The sequence below is a fragment of the Bradyrhizobium sp. P3_C3 genome (assembly GCF_056402655.1).
This window is the reverse complement of sequence record NZ_JBFUGY010000040.1, coordinates 25629-46920: the sequence shown is the minus strand read 5'-3', so window position 1 is coordinate 46920 and position 21292 is coordinate 25629. Positions and strand designations below refer to the sequence as shown.

At 64.8% G+C, this 21292-nt stretch carries 17 protein-coding genes; 10 read left to right on the top strand and 7 right to left on the bottom strand.

The window, feature by feature from the left end; all coding sequences use genetic code 11:
* Positions 1 to 8: 8 nt before the first annotated feature.
* Positions 9 to 878 (bottom strand): branched-chain amino acid ABC transporter permease, encoded by an 870-nt coding sequence (locus AC1DW2_RS33910; protein WP_283017111.1) that lies wholly within the window; start codon positions 876 to 878, stop codon positions 9 to 11.
* 134 nt (positions 879 to 1012) lie between these two features.
* Positions 1013 to 2203 carry an ABC transporter substrate-binding protein gene (locus AC1DW2_RS33905; RefSeq protein WP_477008154.1) on the bottom strand — a complete coding sequence of 397 codons (1191 nt, stop codon included), beginning with the start codon at positions 2201 to 2203 and terminating at the stop codon, positions 1013 to 1015.
* 523 nt (positions 2204 to 2726) lie between these two features.
* Between AC1DW2_RS33905 and AC1DW2_RS33900 the strand changes: the two genes are divergently transcribed.
* Positions 2727 to 3011 (top strand): hypothetical protein, encoded by a 285-nt coding sequence (locus tag AC1DW2_RS33900; RefSeq protein WP_212095446.1) that lies wholly within the window; start codon positions 2727 to 2729, stop codon positions 3009 to 3011.
* 72 nt (positions 3012 to 3083) lie between these two features.
* Here the strand turns inward: AC1DW2_RS33900 and purU are convergent, their stop codons facing one another.
* Entirely contained in the window at positions 3084 to 3947 is an 864-nt protein-coding gene (gene purU / locus AC1DW2_RS33895; RefSeq protein ID WP_477008153.1) for a formyltetrahydrofolate deformylase, read from the bottom strand.
* Between the two features lie 142 nt (positions 3948 to 4089).
* Between purU and AC1DW2_RS33890 the strand changes: the two genes are divergently transcribed.
* Entirely contained in the window at positions 4090 to 4929 is an 840-nt protein-coding gene (locus AC1DW2_RS33890; protein ID WP_354134770.1) for a uroporphyrinogen-III synthase, read from the top strand.
* A gap of 17 nt (positions 4930 to 4946) precedes the next feature.
* Here AC1DW2_RS33890 and AC1DW2_RS33885 read toward each other — a convergent pair whose 3' ends face one another.
* Both AC1DW2_RS33885 and AC1DW2_RS33880 read right to left on the bottom strand, forming a co-directional pair.
* On the bottom strand, positions 4947 to 5627 hold the full coding sequence (locus tag AC1DW2_RS33885) for a redoxin family protein (RefSeq protein WP_354134769.1): 681 nt from the start codon (positions 5625 to 5627) through the stop codon (positions 4947 to 4949).
* A 21-nt stretch (positions 5628 to 5648) separates the two neighbouring features.
* A complete protein-coding gene (locus AC1DW2_RS33880) occupies positions 5649 to 8969 on the bottom strand; it encodes an adenylate/guanylate cyclase domain-containing protein (RefSeq protein WP_477008152.1) in 3321 nt (1106 codons plus the stop codon).
* A 290-nt stretch (positions 8970 to 9259) separates the two neighbouring features.
* Here AC1DW2_RS33880 and AC1DW2_RS33875 point away from each other — a divergent pair, with 290 nt between their 5' ends.
* The gene (locus AC1DW2_RS33875) at positions 9260 to 10510 is read left to right on the top strand and encodes an MFS transporter (RefSeq protein WP_354134767.1); all 1251 of its coding nucleotides are present in this window, start codon (positions 9260 to 9262) and stop codon (positions 10508 to 10510) included.
* Here the strand turns inward: AC1DW2_RS33875 and AC1DW2_RS33870 are convergent.
* A complete protein-coding gene (locus tag AC1DW2_RS33870) occupies positions 10507 to 11181 on the bottom strand; it encodes a Crp/Fnr family transcriptional regulator (protein WP_028160237.1) in 675 nt (224 codons plus the stop codon). The genes AC1DW2_RS33875 and AC1DW2_RS33870 overlap by 4 nt on opposite strands.
* 337 nt (positions 11182 to 11518) lie before the next feature.
* Here AC1DW2_RS33870 and AC1DW2_RS33865 point away from each other — a divergent pair, with 337 nt between their 5' ends.
* The 6 genes from AC1DW2_RS33865 (at position 11519) to AC1DW2_RS33840 (ending at position 18757) form a co-directional block, all read left to right on the top strand.
* Positions 11519 to 12340, top strand: a complete 822-nt coding sequence (locus AC1DW2_RS33865) for an ABC transporter ATP-binding protein (protein ID WP_354114940.1) — start codon at positions 11519 to 11521, stop codon at positions 12338 to 12340.
* On the top strand, positions 12337 to 14268 hold the full coding sequence (locus AC1DW2_RS33860) for an AMP-binding protein (RefSeq protein ID WP_477008151.1): 1932 nt from the start codon (positions 12337 to 12339) through the stop codon (positions 14266 to 14268). Before AC1DW2_RS33865 ends, AC1DW2_RS33860 begins: the two co-directional genes overlap by 4 nt.
* 223 nt (positions 14269 to 14491) lie before the next feature.
* Positions 14492 to 15385: a branched-chain amino acid ABC transporter permease gene (locus tag AC1DW2_RS33855; RefSeq protein WP_477008150.1), complete on the top strand. Its 894-nt coding sequence runs from the start codon at positions 14492 to 14494 to the stop codon at positions 15383 to 15385.
* 3 nt (positions 15386 to 15388) lie between these two features.
* Positions 15389 to 16462, top strand: a complete 1074-nt coding sequence (locus AC1DW2_RS33850) for a branched-chain amino acid ABC transporter permease (protein ID WP_071912027.1) — start codon at positions 15389 to 15391, stop codon at positions 16460 to 16462.
* A 46-nt stretch (positions 16463 to 16508) separates the two neighbouring features.
* Positions 16509 to 17792: an ABC transporter substrate-binding protein gene (locus AC1DW2_RS33845; protein ID WP_208070463.1), complete on the top strand. Its 1284-nt coding sequence runs from the start codon at positions 16509 to 16511 to the stop codon at positions 17790 to 17792.
* Positions 17793 to 17917: 125 nt separating this feature from the next.
* Positions 17918 to 18757, top strand: a complete 840-nt coding sequence (locus tag AC1DW2_RS33840; RefSeq protein ID WP_354134765.1) for an ABC transporter ATP-binding protein — start codon at positions 17918 to 17920, stop codon at positions 18755 to 18757.
* Positions 18758 to 18760: 3 nt separating this feature from the next.
* On the opposite strand, the gene AC1DW2_RS33835 is transcribed toward AC1DW2_RS33840, so the two are convergent.
* The gene (locus AC1DW2_RS33835; RefSeq protein WP_477008149.1) at positions 18761 to 19912 is read right to left on the bottom strand and encodes an AGE family epimerase/isomerase; all 1152 of its coding nucleotides are present in this window, start codon (positions 19910 to 19912) and stop codon (positions 18761 to 18763) included.
* Between the two features lie 86 nt (positions 19913 to 19998).
* Between AC1DW2_RS33835 and AC1DW2_RS33830 the strand changes: the two genes are divergently transcribed.
* Positions 19999 to 21222, top strand: a complete 1224-nt coding sequence (locus tag AC1DW2_RS33830; protein ID WP_477008148.1) for a phenylacetate--CoA ligase family protein — start codon at positions 19999 to 20001, stop codon at positions 21220 to 21222.
* Positions 21223 to 21292 lie beyond the last annotated feature (70 nt).

Below are 21292 nucleotides of genomic sequence, written 5' to 3'. Positions count from 1 at the left end.
CGGCAAACTCAACGCGCGGCCGTGCGGCCGAACAGGCCGTTCGGGCGCCAGATCAGGATCACGATCATCATGGTGTAGATCACGAAGGGGCCCATCTTCGGCACGTAATATTTGCCGGCAACGTCGCCGATGCCGAGCAGGAGCGAGGCCAGGAATGGACCGGTGATCGAGGACGAGCCGCCGACGGTGACCACGATCAGGAAGTAGATCATGAACTTCAGCGGGAAATACGGATCGAGGCCGAGGATCTCGGCGCTGAGCGCGCCGCCGAGACCGGCGAGCCCGCAGCCGAAAGCAAAGGTGAAGGCGAACACCTGCGGCACGTTGATGCCGAGGCCGCTCGCGGCACGGGGATCATCGACCGCGGCGCGCAGCCGGCTGCCGAACCGGGTCTTGGCCAGCACCATCTGGAGAGCAATGGTCAGCAGGCCGCAGATCACGATGATCATCAGCCGGTAGCGGCCGATGCCGACGCCGAACACGTCGAACTGGCCCTGGAGCGCAGCCGGCAGATTGATGAAGACGCGCGACGACCCCTGGATGTAGTCGACGGCCGCGACCGACATGAACGTAAGACCGATCGTGAACAGCACCTGGTCGAGATGGCTGCGCGCATAGAGATGCCGGTAGAGCGTTCGCTCCAGCACGATGCCGATCGCAGCCGACGAGACGAAGGCGAGCGGCAGCGCGGCGAAGAACGGCCAGCCCATCCGGTTGACCAGGACCATGCAGACATAGCCGCCGGCCATGGCGAAGGCGCCGTGGGCGAGATTGACGAAGTTCATCAGGCCGAGCGTGACCGCAAGCCCGCAAGCGAGCACGAACAGCAGCATGCCGTAGGCAACGCCATCGAACAGGTTGGTGAGGATAGAGGTCATTGGAAGCGGGTGAACCCTGGTAATCACTCGTCATTCCGGGGCAGCGCGCAGCGCTGAACCCGGAATCCATTTCCATCACGTCGAGATCCCCGATGCGCGCTAAGCGCGCTCGGGGATGACGCGCTTTTCGCGCGTCACTTCTTCGTCTTGCCGAGATCCTTGACGGCTTCGAAGGTCGCGAACTCGACATTGTAGAGCTCGCCGTCGACCTTCTCGACCTTGCGGATGTAGATGTTCTGCACAATGTCGCGGGTCTCGGGGTCGATCGAGATCGGGCCGCGCGGGCTTTCCCACTTCTGGCCCTTCATGGCTTCGACCAGCTTGGTGCCGTCGGTGTCGCCATTGGTCTTCTTCAGCGCCTCGTAGATGAGGTGGATGCCGTCATAGCCGCTCACGGCCATGAAGCCCGGACGGTTGCCGTAGGCCTTCTTGTAGGCCGCGACGAAATCCTTGTTCATCTGCGAGGGATGCGCCGCGGAATACAGATGCGCGGTGACCGTGCCGAGCACGGCGTCGCCCATGTTGTTGAGCAGGTCGTCGTCGGTGACGTCGCCCGGTCCGATTACCTTGATGCCGGCCCTGTCGAGGCCACGCTCGGCATACTGCTTCATGAAGTTGCCGCCCTGGCCGGCCGGCACGAACACGAAGATCGCGTCGGGCTTGGCGTCCTTCATGCGCTGGAGGAACGGCGCGAAATCGGGATTGGCGAGCGGCGTCTTCACCTCTTCGACCACCTCACCGCCACCGGCGGTGAAATTCTGCTTGAAGAAGTTCAGCGCGTCGTTGCCCGGCGCGTAGTCGGAGGTGAGCGTCGCCACCTTCTTGATGCCGTTCTTCACCGCCCAGTCGGCGATGATAGTCGAGGACTGCGCCAGCGTGAAGCTGGTGCGCACGATGTAGGGCGAGCGCTCGGTGATGATGGAGGTGCCGGCCGCCATCACGACTTCCGGGATCTTGGCCTGCGTTGCGAGCGGCGCGGCCGCGAGCGCGGCTGGCGTCACGCCGAAGCCGGCGATGAAATTGACCTTGTCGTTGACGATCAGCTCCTGCGCGGCCGTCTTGGTCTTGTCCGGAATCGCGGCGTCGTCCTTGAGGATGATCTCGATCTTCTTGCCGGCGACGGTGTCACCCTTCTGCTGCATGTAGAGCTTGATCGCGTTCTCGATCTGCTTGCCGGTCGAGGCCTGGCCGCCGGTCATCGGCAGGATCAGGCCGACCTTGACGGTGTCCTCGGCCTTGGCCGGCACGATGGCCGCAAGGCCCGCGATGGCGGCCGCTGCTGCGGTCCAAGAGACCTTATAAGAAAACGTCTTCCGTTCGAACATCAGATGTCCCTCCCCTTCATTCCTGACCTCTTGTGCGCCGGACCGAGTGCCCGGCCCTTGGCTCAACCTTAGCTCACGCACGCGCGATGTCGCGCCACATGGCGTCTTTCGCGCCCTTATTGTCAATCGGACGTTTGGCGACCATTCGGCGCAAGCCGCGCGTCCCGATTGCCGACGACAGGGAGCGATGCCGTGGTTACGTCGGGGTAACCCGAGCATCCCCATCCTGGCCGCTCCTATTTGTACGATTGTACAAATCAAATGGACCTGTCAACGAAAAAGCCCTGCCGCYGACCAAGCCAGTTTGTCGCGTGCCCCTTGCCACAGTCTAGAAAGCGACCGGCCGCGTGGATGGAGGATTTCGTCTTTCTTTTGCAGAATTCGGACACTGGCGAGGCCTCCGTTCAGCGTAAATCGGTAACTAATTACCCACCTCGAATAAGTCTATTTTACCTTGTTGAAGACTACTCTTCCCGCGCCAGCCTAACCCGGCGTCCAACCTGACTGAATTCGCGCGCGCACAATGCTCAAGCCCTTCCGCTCCGTCCTCACCCTCGTTGCGCTCGCCGCGGGGCTGTCCGGCTGCGGCACCGTCAACGAAAAACTCTCCGCCGGCATGGGCGACTACGTCCCGCAATGGGCCGGCGGCCTGCCAGCCGACGCACCGCCGCGGCCCGGCACGCCGCAATACGACGCCTACATGAAAGAGCGCGAACGCAAGCGGCTGCTGCCGGCGGCCGATCGCGAGAAGGAAGAGCAGGCGCAGAAGGGTGCGACGGGGACTACTTCGGGCGGCGCGGTGCGCTAGGGGAGCGAATGGCGAATAGGGAGTGGCGAATATCGCCACCCTCTCCATTCGCTACTCGCCACTCACCATTCGCTAATCCATGAACACCACGGTCTTGCGGCCGTTGAGGATGACGCGGTCGTCGAGGTGGTAGCGGATCGCGCGGGCCAGCACGCGACGCTCGATATCGCGGCCCTTGCGGACGAGATCCTCCGGCGTGTCACGGTGGCTGATGCGCTCGACGTCCTGATCGACGATCGGGCCTTCGTCGAGGTCGCGCGTGACGTAATGGGCGGTAGCGCCGATCAGCTTGACGCCGCGCTCATGGGCCTGGTGATAGGGCTTTGCGCCCTTGAAGCCCGGCAGGAACGAGTGGTGGATGTTGATGCAGCGGCCGGAAAGCTTGGCAGACAGATCATCCGACAATATCTGCATGTAGCGCGCGAGCACGACCAGATCGGTGCCGGTCTCGGCGACGAGATCGAGGATCTGCGCCTCCTGCTCGCGCTTGGTCTCCTTGGTGACGGGCAGATGGTGGAACGGGATGCCGGCGAAATCGAGCCCGGCATAGACCTCGCGCGGATGGTTGGAGACGATTGCGGTCGGAACCATCGGCAGCTCGCCGGTGCGCCAGCGATAGAGGATGTCGACCAGGCAATGGTCGGATTTCGACACCAGCAGCATCACCTTGCGACGCGCGGCACGGTCGCGCATCTGCCACTCCATGCCGAAACGCTCCGCGATCGCGGCAAAGCCGGTCTGGAGCGCCGACAGCTCCACGGCGAGATCGGCCGCGGTGAACACCACGCGCATGAAGAACTTCTTGGTCTCGACGTCGTCGAACTGCTGGGCATCGAGAATGTTCTGTCCGTTGTGGGCCAGAAAGGTCGACACCGCAGAGACGATGCCGGGACGATCCGGACAGGACAGGGTCAGGACATATTGATGATCGGGCATGGCTCTTGATGAAGGTTTGGGCAGCGACTACGGAGTGACCCGCGATTTGCGCCCTGCTCTATCACCGACCCCGCCCTTGCGCCAATCCCGACAGCGGAGTCAGGATGAACGGACCATTGCAATTTACCGCCGGAGCACACCCATGGCCGACCGCTTGAACGGCTACCGCATCCTGATCCTGGAGACGCGCGAGGAGGCGCAGTTTTCAAAGCTTCTGGCCGAGCAAGGTGCCGATGTCGTGCAGTGCCCGATGTTCACCATTCACGACGCGCCCGATCCCGCCCCGGTCGAGGCCTGGATTCGCCGCGCCATCGGCCAGCCCTTTGACGACCTCGTGCTGATGACGGGCGAAGGCCTGCGGCGGATCATGAAGCTCGCGCGGAGCCGTGGTCTCGACCAGGCCCTGGTCGCAGCCCTCGCCAAATCGCGAAAATTCACCCGCGGCCCGAAGCCCGGCAAGGCGTTGCGCGAGATCTCCCTCGATGCGCAGCAGACCACGGAGAAGCCGACCACCGAGGGCGTGATCGAAATGCTGGGCAGGCTCGATCTGAAGGGGCGACGCGTCGGCCTTCAGCTTTATCCGGACAAGGACCACAGCGCACTGACCGGCGCACTTGCCGCGCAAGGCGCCGATGTCGATACCGTGCTGCCTTATGCCTACGATTCCAAGGCAGCGGATGCCAACATCGTCGCCGCCATCGACGACATGGCCGAGGGGCGGATCGATTCCATCGCGCTGACCAATCTTGGCCAGGTCCGCCGCCTCGTGGAAGCCGCGAAGGCACATGGCAGTGAGGCGAGGTTGCGCGCAGGGTTGGAGCGGACGCTGATTGCGTCGGTGGGTCCTGCGGTGTCGGGAGAGCTCGCCGCGCATGGCCTGCGCACGGACATCGCACCGGCGGAAGACCACTATTTCATGCGCCCGCTGATCTCGGCGATGGCGGCGGCGCTCGCCGAGAAACGGCCGAGGGTGGCGGGTTAATCACCGGCCGACGATGCCTAGCTCGCCACCTGCGAGGCGGCCGACATCAACTCCTGAGGGCTCGGAGCCCCGAACATGCGGTGGCCGCCTTCAGGAACCTCGGTAAAGGTCCAGCGCACGATCCCCTCGCGATCGAGCAGGAACTGGCCGAACAGCTGGCCCTGGCCGGTTGCCGCCATGCGCTGATCGGCCTCCATCATCTCGTAACCGTCCTTGCTGTTGAGGTACTCGGAAGCCGCCAACCGATTCATCGACCCCGACGTTTCGCCGGGCACATCCACCTGCATGCTCTTGACGACGTCCATACCCACCTTGCGCGGCCACTCGGTTTCGTTCTCCGTAAACTCGATAGTGGGCAGGCCGAACGCGCGGTGCGAGACCCGCTCGGGGTCGGACGCGGCGAGCAGATTGGGCAAGGGATGATAGCGGAAGTAGAGCCGCGCGCGTTCGATGGGCGTATTCACGACCGTGAGACTTTCGACGCCCTTGTCGCGCAGGGCTGCGTCAAGTTGCGCCTGGGCCGCGATGTGGCGCCTACAGAACGGGCAGTGCAGCCCGCGAAACAAGCCGATCAATATCGGACTGTGCCCGCGAAAATCCTGGAGCGAGATCGTTCCATCGCGTGTGATGGCGTCCAGCACGACGTTTGGCGCGCGATCGCCCGGTTGAAGCGGTCCATCGACATGAAGTGCTGACATGGTTGAACTCCTTCATATGACCTAGTCAAGAAATGGCAGCACGATCAGCCCGGCGGGATCGAGCCCGTGGCGAGCGCAGACATCATGGGCCAGCGCGAAATATCGGTCGGCCTCGGGCATGTCGCCTCGATCAAGGCTCAGCGTGGCAAGACCATCATAGCATGGAAAGAGCTGCTGCGGTTCGCCGGTTTCGTTCGCCACCTCGATAGCCTCATTGTAGCAGAGGGCGGCCAGATCGGGGCGGAAATGGCATTGATGGATTTGCCCGAGCACGATCAGCGGCACGGAGAGATGCTCGCGCTGATCGAGCGCACGGTCGATTTCGATCGCCTTCTCGGCAGCAGGTACCCCTTCCTCGGTACATCTGTCCGTGAAGGTGCAACAGGCAACGGCAAAATTGGCAAGAAGACGCGCCTGGAAGCCGAGATCCCCGATCCGACGCGCGACATCGAGTCCACGCCGGCAGACCTCCACGGCCTTCGCCGGGTCGACAATCGTGTAGAGCACGCCGAGATTGGTGTAGCCGCGGCAGGCTACGTTGAGGAGGCCGGCGGTTTCGGCGGCTGCGACGCTTTGCTCCACCTCGCGTACCGCCTCCTCGTGTCGTCCAAGGCGCGCCAGCGCAACGCCCTTGGTGTTAAGGGCCTCCGCAATGGCACGTGCCGCCTCGAGCCCGCCCTGCTCGTCCGCGTCCGCCGGTACGGACCGTGCATAGCCGAGCGCCTCGTCTGCCCATCTTGCGGCGGCCACGTGATCGCCGGTCCGAAACGCGAGACGGCCACGCTCCTGCAGGAGATGCGCCCACTCGATGGGTGCGTCGGTCCCTCCAAGCAGTTTGGCCGCCTCGGCGTAATGCGTCTCTGCCTTGATCCGCTTGCCGGCGTCCCACAGCAATCGGCCAAGCTTGCGAAGGATTCGCGCTTCGCCGATCCGGTCCTGGATCGTGCGGTGYCCCTCCAACGCGCTCTGATAGTGCTCCTCGGCCGTGTTCCGGCGGCCAGCCGCGGCACAGAGGTCCGCAATCCGCTCGTACAGGACCAGACGTTCCGGCTCCCGTTCGCCGCCGGTCAACAGCACGGCGAGGGCCTGCTGGTAGAGACGGATGGCATCGTCATTGGCATAGCTGTCGCGCGCGCGATCGCCGGCCGCGCGCAGATAGCGCGCGCCTTTCGGCTTGCTCGCGCTCAGACTGAAGTGATGTCCGAGCAGTATGAGATCTTCGAGGCGCTCGGGCTCGGTGCCATAGAGCCTCTCGAGCGCCCCGCCGATCCGTCCATGGAGCTCGATCCGGCGCTGCAGAAGCAGGTTTTGATAGATCACGTCCTGAAGCATGGTTTGCGTGAAGCGGTAGGTCCGCAGCGAAATCGAGTTCGCGCCCGCGATCTCCTCGATGATCTCCGCGTCGCACAGAAGCTCGAGCCCCGCTTCAACCCTTGCCGGCTCGGTTGCCGCCGCACCGAGAGCAGCCGCATCAAAACGCGGGCCGATCACGGCGGCTTCCTGTGCCAAGCGGCGCACCTGATGCGGCAACCGGTCGAGACGCGCCAGCAACAACGCCTGAATGCTTGCCGGAATATCGGCGGCGGCTTCATCCGATTTCATCCGCCACTGCGCGCCGTCGCGCTCCAGAGTGCCGGCTACGATCAGGCCGCGTATGATCTCCTCGAGGAAAAGCGGATTGCCGCCGGCGCGATCGAGGATTCGACCGAACAGAGCTCCCGGCGGTTCACGCCAACCGTGACTGAAATAGGCCGCGAGCAGCCTTTGTCCGTCGGCGTCGCCAAGCGGGGGCAGCCGGAGGGTTGTGTGACTGATCCTGCTCGAACCGAACTGGTCCAGTTCCAGCATCGGCCGATGCGTAAACAGCAGCATCAGCCGCGTCCGCTCCAGTCGGTCCATCAGGAACCGCAACGCTTCAAGCGACACCGCATCGGCCCAATGCAGATCCTCGACGATGATCAGCAGTGGCGACAGTGCCAGGCGGCGTTCGAAGACGGTGCGAATCGCGAAGAATACCTGCCGGCGAAGCTGTTCGGGCTCGACATGCCTTAGCGCGGCGTTGGGGTCGCCGAGACCGAGGACATGCAGATAGAGGGGCATCAGGCGGTCGGCCTCGTCGGTCGCGAGGCCAAGCTCCGACAGCGCTTCCGCGACCTTCGCCTCCGCCTCTGCGGCGCCCGCCTTCTGCGCGATGCCATAGGCGCTGCGCAGCACGGCGGCGAGAGTGCCGTAGGATTGTTCGCCGAGCGGCGAGCACGCCGCGTGCCGGATCGCCACGCCGGCGAATCGATCCTGATCGCGGATGCGCGCGACGAATTCGCTGACCAGGCGCGTTTTCCCGATGCCGGCCTCACCGACCAGCCGCACCAGTTGAGCAGCGCCGCCGCACGCGCGATCAAGGCTGCCGATCAGGCGCGCAAGCTCGGCGTCGCGCCCGATCAACGGCGCATTGAGGCCCAGCGTGTCGAGGCCTCGCGCCGCACGGGGCGTGTCGAGCGGCTCCTTCAGACGGTGGACCAGCACGCTGCCCATCTTGCCCTTGAGCGAGACCTCGCCAAGCGAGTCATAGGAGAACGCATGCCGCGTCAGACGGTGGGTCAACGGCCCGACCAGCACCTCGCCCGGAGCCGCCATCGACTGTAGCCGCTGGGCGGTATTCACCGTGTCGCCGGTCACCGAATAGGATTTGGCAACACCCGCCCCGAGCCCGCCCGCGACGACGTGCCCGGTGTTGATGCCGACATGGAGCAGCAGCGGTGAACCGGCATACGCCTCCGCGCGTTCGCTGAGGCGCGCCGTCCGGCCGATCATGTCGAGGGCAGCGCGCACCGCCCGCTCCGGGTCGTCCTCGTGCGCCGCCGGCGCACCAAACAGAGCCAGCAGCGCATCGCCGATGAATTTGTCCACGAAGCCGCCAAAGCTTTGCACCGCGGCCGTCAACTCCTCGAACAATTCGTTTTGAAGCGTCTGCATGACCTCGGGGTCGAGCCGCTCGCTCATCGCAGTGAAGCCGCTGAGGTCGGCAAACAGCACGGTGATGGTACGGCGGTTCGCCTCGCTGTCGATCTTGTCCGACGGAGCTCGAAATGCGGCTTGAGCGTCCTCCGTCGGCACGAGCGGCGGAGAGGAGGACCGGATCGGGAGCGTCGTCGGGCTCGTCCGCGCCGATGCCTGCCCGCCTGTGGGGACCTCAGCGACGAAGGCACCGCATTTCGGGCAATAGGCGAAATCCGGCGCGCATGGAAACCCGCAGCCAGGGCACGCGTTCGGCTGCTTCGTGCCGCACTTCGGGCAGAAGGCAAAGCCGCTCTGGACCTCTAAACCACAGCAAGAGCAGTTCATGGGTCAGGACCTCGCGGAAGCCGCGATGGCGCGAGCTCCTGGACCTGCCGGATGGGCCCAGGAACAAGGCAAGCATGGGCTCGTCGCACGGGAAGAGCAAGCGGCGGTTGGTCAACCTCACCGCATCGGCTGGGCGACGAAGCGATGCTGCGCGCGCACTGGCGCACCGCAAATCGTCGGCAAGCATGGCGGCATGCGGTAGCGCCAATTGACAGGGGCATGGCCGGGGCTACCCTGCCAACAGAAGAACAAAAATAAGGGGGAATCGCCATGAAACCCGTCATCGCATCTTGAACACATCCGCACTCGCGCCTTTCCGCATCCGCAACTATCGCTTCCAGTGGCCGTCCGATCTGCTCACCTCGTGGGCGTTCGAAGTCGAGACGCTGGTGCTCGGCTGGTACATCATGGTCGAGACAGGCTCGGTGCTGCTGCTCACCGTGCTTGCGTCGCTGCAGTTCGTCGGGACCCTGGTCGCGCCGGTGCTCGGCATGGTCGGCGACCGGATGGGTCATCGCGATCTCCTGGTCGTGATGCGCCTTGCCTATACGGCGCTCTCGTCGACCATCATGGTTCTGGCGCTGACCGGTCATTTGTCGCCGCTGAGCGTGATGATCATCGTCGCGCTCATGGGCCTGATCCGCCCCTCCGATCTCGGCGTTCGCGGCGCGCTGCTTGCCGAGATCATGCCGCCCGAGCAACTGGTGGGCGCCATCAGCGTTGCGCGCACGACCCAGGACAGCGCCCGCATCGCCGGAGCGCTGACGGGCGCAGGCCTGTTCGCCGTCCTCGGCATCGGCCTCGTTTACGTGGCGATCGCCTGTCTGTATCTCGCGGCCGCACTTCTCATGCTCTGCCTGACCCGGCCGAAGAGGACCGTCACGACGAGCGATCTTCCGGCGAACCGCCACGCGGTCTCGCGATTGCTGGGCGACCTCAAGGAAGGGATCGTCTATGCCTGGAACGGCCCGGGAATGCGCGCGGCGCTGTGCGTCGCCTTCCTGGCCAATCTCACCGCCTTTCCTTTCACCGGCGGACTATTGCCCTACATCGCGCGGGACATCTTTCATACCGACCAGACCGGCCTCGGCTATCTCTCGGCGAGCTTCGCCGTGGGCTCGCTGATCGGCTCCATCACGCTCAGCCTGGTCAGCGGACTGCGCATTGCCCGGCTTCTCATCGGCGCGACGCTGGCCTGGTACGCCATGCTGCTGGTGTTCGTCGAGATCAGGACCATGCCGGTGGCGATGGCCTGCCTCGTTCTCGCCGGCATCGCCCAGAGCATGTCGATGATCTCAGCTGCCGTGATCCTGATGCGGACGGCGAGCGCGCACCTGCGCGGCCGCGTCATGGGCGTCCGCATGATGGTGATCTACGGCCTGCCGCTCGGGTTGCTCGCGGCGGGCAGCCTGATCGACATCATCGGCTATTCCGCGACGGGCTCGCTCTATGCCGCCGCGGGCTTCATCGCGATGCTAGCGATCGCGGTCCGCTGGCGCGCCGACCTCTGGCCGGTCCACGCCCCCGCAAACGCGCGCTAGTCCCCGTAGCCGCGCAGCCGCTCGACGTCCAAAATGGTGACGCCGCCATATTCGAGCCGCAGCAGCCCCTCCTTCTCCAGCCGGTTCAGCGCGCGGTTGGCGTTCTGCCGTGACATGCCGGAGAGCGCCCCGATCTCCTCCTGGGTGATTTCCAGATGCGCGGTCGACTCGGGATAGAGGATCGGATTGAACAGCGAGGCGATGCTGCGCGCGAGGCGTGCGGTGGCATCCAACGTGCGGTTGACCTCGAGCATGCCGATGAACTGGCCGAGCCGCTCGTTGAGCTGACGCACCAGGAAGCGGTTGAAGCCGACGCTGTTCTCGAACAGCCACATGAAGGCGCTGCGTTCCATCAGCGCGACGCGGCTGTCGCGCAGCGCGACCACGTCGTAGCGGCGCGGCTCGTTCTTGAGCACGCTGCCCTCGCCGAACCAGGCCCCGGCCGTCAGCCCCGCAAGGCTCGTCTCCTTGCCGTCGCGCGAGACCCCGCCCATCCGTGCCAGGCCGCTCACCATGCCCGCCCAATAGCCGAACGTATCGCCGCGCATGAACACGGTCTCGCCGGTGCGGTAAGACCGTTCCGTGATTCCGGCGCGAGCGACCTCGATCTCCGCTTCCGTGAGCTCGCGCGACCAGGCGGCGACCCGCTTCAGTTGATCCTCTGAAATCATGATGCCGAAGCCAGCCGCACCGTTCGCCACCCAATCTCTCTGCTGCACTGCAACACGACCGCTTCGACCGCCATCCGACGAAAGATGAAGGCCACTCCCGCCTGAAAAAACTTTGTCGCAGAATTGTCAGGCGGGAGACATTTCAAAATAGCGCTTTCCCCTATTGAGGACCACCTTGGGCGATGCGGCTTTTGATCCCGATCGGGAGCAAGAGTGGCGCGGCGCCGGTCGAGACCAATAGCTGCATGGCCTCACCGGCACGGCCGTACTAGGATCGCCCGACAGGAACGGACGAAGAGCGCCGCTGAATGCGCCATCACCGGGAGGGATTTGTTTGGTGGCTACCAGTCTCGAAGTGCGCGGCGTGTCCTTGCGATTCGGCGGCGTCCGTGCGCTGACCGATGTCAGCTTTGCCATCAATGACGGCGAGCTGTTCTCGATCATCGGCCCCAACGGCGCCGGCAAGACCTCGATCGTGAATTGTATTTCCGGCCGCTACAAGCCGACCGAAGGCCAGCTGTTCTACCGCGGCCGCGACATCACAGGGCTGACGCCGAACGCGCGCCCCACGCTCGGCATCGGCCGCACCTTCCAGAATCTCGCCCTGTTCCACCACATGAGCGTGCTCGACAACATCATGGTCGGCCGCCATCACCTCCTGAAGAACAATTTCCTCACGGGATCGCTGTACTGGCTCACCGGCGCGCGCAAGGAAGAACTCGCGCACCGCCGCAAGGTCGAGGAGATCATCGACTTCCTCGATCTCCAGTCGGTGCGAAAGGCGCAAGCCGGCACCCTCTCCTACGGCCTGCGCAAACGCGTCGAGCTCGCCCGTGCCATGGCACTGGAGCCGCGCCTCATTCTCCTCGACGAGCCGATGGCCGGCATGAACTTCGAGGAGAAGGAGGACATGGCCCGCTACATCGTCGACCTCAACGAGGAGTTCGGGATGACGGTGGTGATGATCGAGCACGACATGGGCGTGGTGATGGATATCTCCCACCGCGTCATGGTGCTCGATTTCGGCCGCAAGATCGCCGAGGGCGATCCGGCCGCCGTGCTCGCCGATCCCCACGTCAGGCGCGCCTATCTCGGCGAGGAGGACGAGGTGCTGGTCGACCCGGACGATGCTCCGCCAGCGCAGGAGAGTGCGGCATGATGGACTACGCGGGCCGCGTCGCCCAGGCCGACACCTATCCAAAGATGCTGCGGCTCAATGCCAGGGAGCACGGCAACGAGATCGCGTTGCGCGAAAAGGATCTCGGGCTCTGGCGCGTCTTCACCTGGAATGACTACCACACCCGCGTACGCGACTTTGCGCTCGGCCTGATCGAATTGGGCTTGGGGCGCGAGGACGTCATCGGCATCATCGGCGACAACCGGCCGGACTGGGTCGCGGCGGAAGTGGCGACCCACGCCATCGGTGGATTGAGCCTTGGGCTTTATCGCGACGCGCTGGACGAGGAAGCTTCCTACCTCCTCAACTATGGCGAGGCGCAGGTCGTTTTCGCCGAGGACGAAGAGCAGGTCGACAAGCTGCTCGTGCTTGCCGAGCGTGTGCCGCGGTTGAAGCACATCATCTATTCCGATCCGCGCGGCATGCGGAAATACGACGATCCCAGACTGATGTCGGCGGAAGCGTTCGCCGAGCTCGGCCGCGGCCGCGCCACGCGTGAGCCGGAGCTCTACGATCGCCTCGTCGATGCCACCAAGGGCGAGGATGTGGCGATTCTCTGCACCACGTCGGGCACCACCTCGCACCCGAAGCTCGCCATGCTCGCCGCCGGTCGCGTGCTCGGCCATTGCGCGACCTATCTCGCCTTCGATCCGAAAGGGCCCGACGACGAATACGTCTCCGTGCTGCCGCTACCGTGGATCATGGAGCAGGTCTATGTGCTCGGCAAAGGCCTCTTGTGCCGGATGAAGATCAACTTCGTCGAAGAGCCTGATACGATGATGAACGATCTGCGCGAAATCGCGCCGACGTTCGTGCTGTTTGCGCCGCGCGTCTGGGAATCCATCGCTGCCGACGTTCGCGCCAAGGTGATGGACGCGACGCCTTTCAAGCAGCGCCTGTTCGACATCGGCATGAAAAGCGGCCTCGCCGCTCTCGCAGACGGCAAACGTTCGAGCTTTGCCGACGCAATCCTGTTCCGCGCGCTGCGCGACCGCCTCGGCTTTACCCGCCTGCGTTCGGCCGCGACCGGCGGCGCGGCACTCGGCCCTGATACCTTCAAGTTCTTCCAGGCCATGGGCGTGCCGCTGCGCACGCTCTACGGCCAGACCGAACTGCTAGGGGCCTACACGCTGCATCCCGAGGGCAAGGTCGATCCCGACACGACGGGCGTGCCGATGGCTGACAGCGTCGAGATCCGCATCGACAATGCCGACGTCCACGGCGTCGGCGAGATCGTGGTGCGGCATCCCCACATGTTCCTGGGTTATTACAAGAACCCGGAAGCGAGCGTTGCCGACATCAGGGACGGCTGGATGCTGTCGGGCGACGCCGGCTACTTCAACGATAACAAGCAGCTCGTCGTCATCGACCGCATCAAGGACCTGGCCGAGACGTCGCGCGGCGAGCGCTTCTCGCCGCAGTTCATCGAGAACAAGCTGAAGTTCTCGCCCTATATCGCGGAGGCCGTGGTGCTGGGGGCCGGCCGCGACGCGCTCGCGGCGATGATCTGCATCCGTTACTCCATCATCTCGAAATGGGCGGAGAAGAGCCGGCTCTCGTTCACGACCTACAGCGACCTCGCCTCGCGGCCCGAGGTCTACGCGCTGCTCAAGAAGGAAGTCGAGACCGTCAACGCCACATTGCCGCCGGCGCAACGCATCTCGCGCTTCCTGCTGCTCTACAAGGAGCTCGACGCCGACGACGGCGAGCTCACCCGCACCCGAAAGGTGCGCCGCAGCGTCATCAACGAGAAATACGAAGGCATCATCAACGCGATCTACCGCGGCGACGCCGACATCCCCGTCGACACCGTGATCCGCTTCCAGGACGGCACCACGCAGCGCGTGCGAACGACGCTGCGCGTGGTGGATCTCGGCGGACATGGGCATATGGCGGAGGTCGCGGAGTGAACCTGCTTCGAACCGAGACCGCGCTGCCAGCCGATGCGCCCTCTCCCCTTGTGGGAGAGGGCATCTCCGCCGCTAGCCACACGCTCACCCGAGTGAGGGATCCTCTCTCCGCACCGTCGCTGCCGAGAGAACCCCTCACCCGGCTTCGCTTCGCGAAGCCACCCTCTCCCACAAGGGGAGAGGGTGCACCGTCATCGCTTCTGCATTTTGCGCGGGCATCGACATGAACACCGCCTTCCTCATCCAGCTCCTGGTCAACGGCCTCGTGGTCGGCACGCTCTATGGCGTGGTCGCGATGTCGTTCGTGCTGATCTACAAGGCGACGCAGGTCGTCAACTTCGCGCAAGGTGAACTGCTGCTGGTCGGCGCCTGGGTGTGCTGGGCGCTGCTTGCGAAGTACCAGGTGCCGTTCTGGATCGGCATGCCGATGACGCTGGTGTTCATGTTCGTATTCGGCATCGCGATCCAGGTCCTGATCCTGAGACCGATGATCGGCGAACCCATCATCTCGGTGATCATGGTGACGATCGGCCTCTCGACCGTGCTCCAGGCCACGCTGAAATGGATGTTCGGCGTCAATCCGCAACCGTTCCCGCGCGTGTTCGAGAGCCAGTCGGTCAGCCTGCTCGGGCTTCAGATCCAGACCGTCTATGTCATGAGCCTCGTGGTCTCGGTCGCGATGATGATCGGCATGGCCTGGTTCTTCCGCGCCTCCAAATACGGCCTCGCGATGCGCGCCACCGCGTTCAACCAGCAGGTCGCGCAGTCGCTCGGCATCTCCGTCAAGAGCGTGTTCGCGATGGCGTGGGCGATCTCCGCGACAGTGTCGGCGGTCGCGGGCGTGGTGGTCGCCGTCGTCAACGGCGTGTCCTCGGGACTTGCGGCCTACGGCATCAAGGTGTTCCCGGCGACGATCCTCGGCGGGCTCGATTCCGTCGGCGGCGCCGTGCTCGGCGGCATCATCATCGGCTTGCTCGAGAACATCGCGCAATATGTCGACAGCGAGTATCTGCACTGGGGCAATCTCTACGAGATCGCACCGTTCTACGTCCTCATCATCGTGCTGATGATCAAGCCCTACGGCCTGTTCGGCACCCACGACATCGAGCGGATCTGATCCATGGCCGGCCCTGCCCTCATCCCTGCTGGTGATTTCCGCACCTCCTACGCGGCGGACACCACGATCTTCCCGACCACGACCAGCCGCAACTTTGCGATCATCGGCGTGCTGTTGCTCTGCCTCGTGCCGCAACTCCTTGGCGGGTACTGGCTCAGCATCCTGATCCAGATCGGCATCTTCTCGATCGCGGCGCTCGGCCTCAACATCCTGGTCGGCTTCACCGGCCAGATCTCGATCGGCCATGCCGCCTTTTTCCTGCTCGGCGCCTTCACTTCGGCCTACATCTCCAACAACGCGCCGATCCCGGTGTTCTTCGCGATCCCGCTTGCGGGCGTCGTCACCGCGCTGGTCGGGCTGATCTTCGGCATCCCGGCGGCGCGACTGAAGGGGCTCTACCTCGTCATCGCAACGCTGGCGGCGCAATACATCCTGCTCGACTTCTTCTCCCGCGCAGAGTGGTTCACCGGGGGCTCGGTGCCCGCCAGCGCCAATCCGTTCTCGATCTTCGGCTTCACGCTGCGCGGCGACAGACAGTATTTCTATGTCGTGCTGGCCTATGTGGTCGCGAGCTACGTCCTCGTCACCAATCTGATGCGCACGCGCGACGGCCGCGCGCTGGTGGCGATCCGCGACCATTATCTCTCTGCCGAGATCATGGGCATCAACCTCACCAAATACCGCACGCTGTCGTTTGGGCTGGCCGCCTTCTTCGCCGGCATCGCCGGTGCGCTCTATGCCCACTACCAGCTCGTGGTCTCGCAGGAGGGTTTCGGTATCGAGCGCTCGATCCTGTTCCTCGCAATGATCATCATCGGCGGCACCGGTTCGATCATGGGCACGCTGATGGGCACCGCCTTCGTGGTGCTGTTGCCTGAGACGATGGAATTCATCAGCCTCTACCTGAAGGGTGGCGCGATCGACAAGGCGCTGTCCCTCAACACCAACATCACCTTCCTGCGCGAGATCGCGATCGGAGTGATCATCATCGCGTTCTTGATGTTCGAGCCGGACGGGCTCGCCCATCGCTGGCGACAGATCAAGGCGTACTGGAAACTCTACCCGTTCTCGCATTGAGCACGGGCAACTCGCTAACCAACTAATAAACAGGAGGAGGCAACCAATGAAGACAAAATCCCTTTTGAGCACTGCATCGCTCGCGCTGGCGATCGCCGCATTCTCGGCCGGCGCGCAGGCGCAGATCGCGATCGGCCATCTCGCCGATTATTCCGGCGGCACCTCCGACGTCGGCACGCCCTACGGCCAGGCCGTCGCCGACACCTTCGCCTGGGTCAACAAGAACGGCGGCGTCGGCGGCAAGCAGCTCAGCGTCGATACCAACGATTACGGCTACCAGGTGCCGCGCGCGATCGCGCTCTACAAGAAATGGTCGGCGCCGGACTCGAAGGTCGCCGCGATCATGGGCTGGGGCACCGCAGACACCGAAGCGCTGACCGGCTTCCTCGCCCAGGACAAGATCCCCGACCTCTCCGGCTCCTATGCCGCAGCCCTCACCGATCCCGAGGGCGTCAGCGGCAAGGCCAAGCCTGCGCCTTATAATTTCTTCTACGGCCCGAGCTATTCGGACTCGCTGCGCGCGATGCTGATGTGGGCGGCCGAGGACTGGAAGGCCAAGGGCAAGCCCGGCAAGCCGAAGTTCGTGCACATGGGCGCCAACCACCCCTATCCGAACGCGCCGAAGGCCGCAGGCGAAGCCATGGCGCAGGAGCTCGGCTTCGAGGTGCTGCCGCCGCTGGTGTTCGCGCTCACACCGGGTGACTACAGCGCGCAGTGCCTGAGCCTGAAATCCTCGGGTGCCAACTACGCCTATCTCGGCAACACCGCGGCTTCCAACATCTCCGTCCTGAAGGCTTGCAAGACCGCCGGCGTCGAGATTCAGTTCCTCGGCAATGTCTGGGGCATGGACGAGAACGCCGCCAAGACCGCCGGCGATGCCGCCAACGGCGTGATCTTCCCGCTGCGCACCGCAGTGAGCTGGGGCGGTGATGCGCCCGGCATGAAGACGGTGATGGAGATCTCCAAGATGTCCGACCCCACCGGCAAGGTCTACCGGCCCGTGCATTACATCGCGGCGGTCTGCTCGGCGCTCTACATGAGGGAGGCGCTCGACTGGGCTGCCAAGAACGGCGGGGCGACCGGCGAGAACGTCGCCAAGGGCTTCTACCAGAAGAAGGACTGGGTGCCGGCCGGAATGGACGGCGTCTGCAATGCCTCGACCTGGACCGACAAGGACCACCGCGGCACGCTGAAGGTCGACCTCTATCGCACCAAGATCGCGGGTGCGACCGACGGCGACCTCAATGATCTCATGGCCAAGGGCACGATCAAGCTCGAGAAGGTCAAGACCGTCGAGCTGCCGCGCAAGCCGGAATTGCTGGGGTGGTGAGCGCTATCTCCGACGTCATGGCCGGGCTTGTCCCGGCCATCCACGTCTGACCACTCGGCATGAAGAACGTGGATGCGCGGGACAAGCCCGAGCATGACGACAGTAGCAGATTGGCGGCATACCCAATGACCGAAATCATCGATGCAACACGATCCTCCCCGACCGTCGTGCCCGCACCGCCCCTCCTCGCCGTCCGCAACATCGAGGTCGTCTATGACGACGTCATCCTGGTGCTGCGCGGCCTCAGCCTCGACGTGCCCAAGGGCGCGATCGTGGCGCTGCTCGGGGCCAACGGTGCCGGCAAGTCGACGACGCTGAAGGCGATCTCGGGGCTGCTCAAGACCGAGGACGGCGAGGTCACTCGCGGCGAGATCCTGTTCGAGGGCTCCGCTATCGCCGGCGTCGATCCCGACAAGATCGTGCGTCGCGGCATCTTCCAGGTGATGGAGGGCCGGCGCATCGTCGCCGACATGACGTCGCTCGAAAACCTCAAGCTCGGCGCCTTCACCCGCAGGGATCGCGAGGTCGATGCCGATCTCGACATGGTCTTCAACTATTTCCCGCGCCTGAAGGAGCGCACCGGCCTTGCCGGTTATCTCTCAGGCGGCGAGCAGCAGATGCTTGCGATCGGCCGCGCTCTGATGGCGCGCCCGAAGATGATCTTGATGGACGAGCCCTCGATGGGCCTGTCGCCGCTGCTGGTGAAAGAGGTGTTCTCGATTATCCAGAAGATCAACCGCGACCTCGGCGTCACCATCCTGCTGGTCGAGCAGAACGCCCGCGCCGCGCTGTCGGTTGCGAGCCACGGCTACATCATGGAACAGGGCAAGGTCGTGCTCGACGGCACCGCGGACGAACTGCGCGACAACGAGGACGTCAAGGAGTTCTACCTCGGCGGCGCCGGCGATCAGCGCAAGAGCTTCAAGAACCTCAAGAGTTTCAAGCGGCGCAAACGGTGGCTGTGAAACTCAGCTCAGCACCTGCTCCGCTTCCGTGACTGCGCAGAGAACATGATAGAACGACGACGCAGGAATGGTGTCGACCAGCGATTTGCCGTCGCGATCGAACTGGTCGTACCAGCCGCCCTTCACGGGATGGCTGAGATAATGCCGTTCGAGCCGCACCAGCGCCGCGCGCGCCTCGTCCGCAGCGCCCGCCTCGCCGGACTCGGCCTGCGCGATCCACGCCTTGGCCATCTCGGTCTGCGGCCACAGCCGGCGCGTGCTGCGACGGATGTTGCCGCTGGCATCGCCCTCGTCGACCAGGCACCCCGTGGCCTCGTCGCGATAGCGCAGCGCGGTCGCGAGCAGTTCGGCGCGACGCTCTCCGGTCGGGCATCCCGTGATGCGTTCAAACCCTTTCAGCAGCCAGACCCACTCGGCCTGATGGCCGGGCTCGACGCTGACCGGCTCGATCTTGGACCAGTCCTCCTCGAAATACTCCGTCAGGATCCGCTTCTGCTTGTCGTAGAGATTGGCGAGGAACAGCGCGAAGAACTCGCCGGCGCGGTTCTGGAACGACAGGTCGTGGGTCGCATCGAAGCACGCGATCATCGCCTCGAACAGATGCATGTGCGGGTTCTGCCGGCGCGGCAGCGAGACCGGCAGGCCTTCATGCACGCCGCCATGCGGCGAGCGCAGATGGCCGTCGAGGAAGGCGAGCAGCGCATCGATCTCGGCGCGAATTTGCGCATCCTGGTCGAGCCCGTAGACGGCCGCGAGCGCAAACAGGATGAAGGCGTGGTCGTAAGCATCGCGTCGGCCGTCCAGCACGGCGCCGTCCGGCGTCAGCCGGTGCACGTAGCCGGGCCGGCCGTCGGGCGCCTTCGCTTTGCTGAGCAGATGCTCCAGCCCCTTCAGCGCGATGGAGCGCCCCCCAGGGTACCAGCCCATCTGCGCCGCCTTGGCGTAACAATAGATCTGGCGCGCCTGCACGAGCACGCGCCGCGGTGCGGCCGCATCGGCCGTGCCGTCACGGTGCAGCCGGTCGATGAAACCGCCTGCCGCATCGTCCCAGCCGACGGACGACCACAGCGGCAGCGCCTCGTCGATCATGCGGCGCTTCAGGCGCGCGACGACGTCCGCCGCCTCGTCCGCCGCAATGATGCCTTCGTCCGCCATCGCGTCCTCTCCACGCCTCGACACTGGCCGTCTGATACCCATGCCGGCGGCGGCGTGCAACGGATGCCAACCCGGAAAGACCAGCCATGACCGCCCATTACGACGCCCGCGAGACGCGCGAACCGGCCGTGCGCGAGGCGGAGCTGTTCTCCCGCCTGCCGGACGTGCTGTGCGGCGCGATGGCCGCGCCCGCCTATGCCGAACGGCTGAAGGGCATAGATCCGGCCGCAGTGACCTCCAGGGCGGCGCTGGCGGGCCTGCCGGTGCTGCGCAAATCGGAGCTCCCCACCCTGCACAAGGCCTCTGCGCCCTTCGGTGGCTTCGTGCCGGCAGCCCCGGGATCGTTCGCCCGCCTCTTCACCTCTCCCGGTCCGATCTTCGAGCCTGAAGGGCGGCAGGCCGATCCCTGGCGCGGTGCGCGGGCGCTGTTCGCGGCCGGGTTCCGCCCCGATGACATCGTGCTCAACACCTTCAGCTACCACCTCACCCCCGGCGGCTTTATCTTCGATGCCTCGGCGCGCGCGCTCGGCTGCGCGGTGATCCCGGCCGGCCCCGGCAATACCGAGCAGCAATTCGAGCTGATCGAGGCCTACCGTCCGGTCGGCTACAGCGGCACGCCGGACTTCCTGAAGATCCTGCTCGATGCCGCCGCAAGCTCGGGGCGCGACGTCTCATCGATCAAGCGCGCGCTGGTCTCGGGTGCGGCCTTCCCACCCTCGCTCCAGGCCGAAATCAAGGCGCGCGGCATCGACGCCTACCAGGCCTTCGGCACCGCCGACCTCGGCCTCATCGCCTTCGAGACCGAGGCGCGTGAGGGCATGGTCGTGAACGAGGATCTGATCATGGAGATCGTCAATCCCGGCACCGCCGATCCCGTCGCGCCGGGCGACGTCGGCGAGATCGTGGTGACCTCGCTCGATCCGCACCATCCCTGGATCCGTCTGGCGCTCGGCGACCTCACCGTGGCGTTGCCGGGCGCGAGCACATGCGGGCGCACCAACATGCGCATCAAGGGCTGGATGGGCCGCGCCGACCAGAGCACCAAGGTCAAGGGCATGTTCGTCCGCCCCGAGCAGGTCGCCGAGATCGGCAAGCGCCACCCCGCCCTCGGACGCATGCGCCTCGTCGTCACCCGCGAGCGCGAGACCGATGCGATGACCTTGAGGGCGGAAACGGCGGCGACCAGCGATACGCTGCGCGATGAGATCGCGGCTAGCTTGCGCGCGGTGACGAAACTTGGCGGGAGCGTTGAGCTGGTGAGCCCTGGCGTGCTGCCGAACGACGGCAGGGTGATCGCGGATGAGCGGTAGACCCAAGGCGGCGTGCGGAGATGGCACACGTAGCGTTTGGTATCGCGGATAACGCTGGTACGATTAGACC

Excerpts from the sequence above, each read along its gene's own strand:
- AC1DW2_RS33850 (WP_071912027.1), top strand. The coding sequence starts at position 15,389 with ATGGCCGGCCCTGCCCTCATCCCTGCTGGTGATTTCCGCACCTCCTAC.
- AC1DW2_RS33870 (WP_028160237.1), bottom strand. The coding sequence starts at position 11,181 with ATGATTTCAGAGGATCAACTGAAGCGGGTCGCCGCCTGGTCGCGCGAG.
- AC1DW2_RS33885 (WP_354134769.1), bottom strand. The coding sequence starts at position 5,627 with ATGTCAGCACTTCATGTCGATGGACCGCTTCAACCGGGCGATCGCGCG.
- AC1DW2_RS33830 (WP_477008148.1), top strand. The coding sequence starts at position 19,999 with ATGACCGCCCATTACGACGCCCGCGAGACGCGCGAACCGGCCGTGCGC.
- AC1DW2_RS33860 (WP_477008151.1), top strand. The coding sequence starts at position 12,337 with ATGATGGACTACGCGGGCCGCGTCGCCCAGGCCGACACCTATCCAAAG.
- AC1DW2_RS33845 (WP_208070463.1), top strand. The coding sequence starts at position 16,509 with ATGAAGACAAAATCCCTTTTGAGCACTGCATCGCTCGCGCTGGCGATC.
- AC1DW2_RS33855 (WP_477008150.1), top strand. The coding sequence starts at position 14,492 with ATGAACACCGCCTTCCTCATCCAGCTCCTGGTCAACGGCCTCGTGGTC.
- AC1DW2_RS33905 (WP_477008154.1), bottom strand. The coding sequence starts at position 2,203 with ATGTTCGAACGGAAGACGTTTTCTTATAAGGTCTCTTGGACCGCAGCA.
- AC1DW2_RS33910 (WP_283017111.1), bottom strand. The coding sequence starts at position 878 with ATGACCTCTATCCTCACCAACCTGTTCGATGGCGTTGCCTACGGCATG.
- AC1DW2_RS33890 (WP_354134770.1), top strand. The coding sequence starts at position 4,090 with ATGGCCGACCGCTTGAACGGCTACCGCATCCTGATCCTGGAGACGCGC.
- AC1DW2_RS33900 (WP_212095446.1), top strand. The coding sequence starts at position 2,727 with ATGCTCAAGCCCTTCCGCTCCGTCCTCACCCTCGTTGCGCTCGCCGCG.
- AC1DW2_RS33835 (WP_477008149.1), bottom strand. The coding sequence starts at position 19,912 with ATGGCGGACGAAGGCATCATTGCGGCGGACGAGGCGGCGGACGTCGTC.
- AC1DW2_RS33840 (WP_354134765.1), top strand. The coding sequence starts at position 17,918 with ATGACCGAAATCATCGATGCAACACGATCCTCCCCGACCGTCGTGCCC.
- purU (WP_477008153.1), bottom strand. The coding sequence starts at position 3,947 with ATGCCCGATCATCAATATGTCCTGACCCTGTCCTGTCCGGATCGTCCC.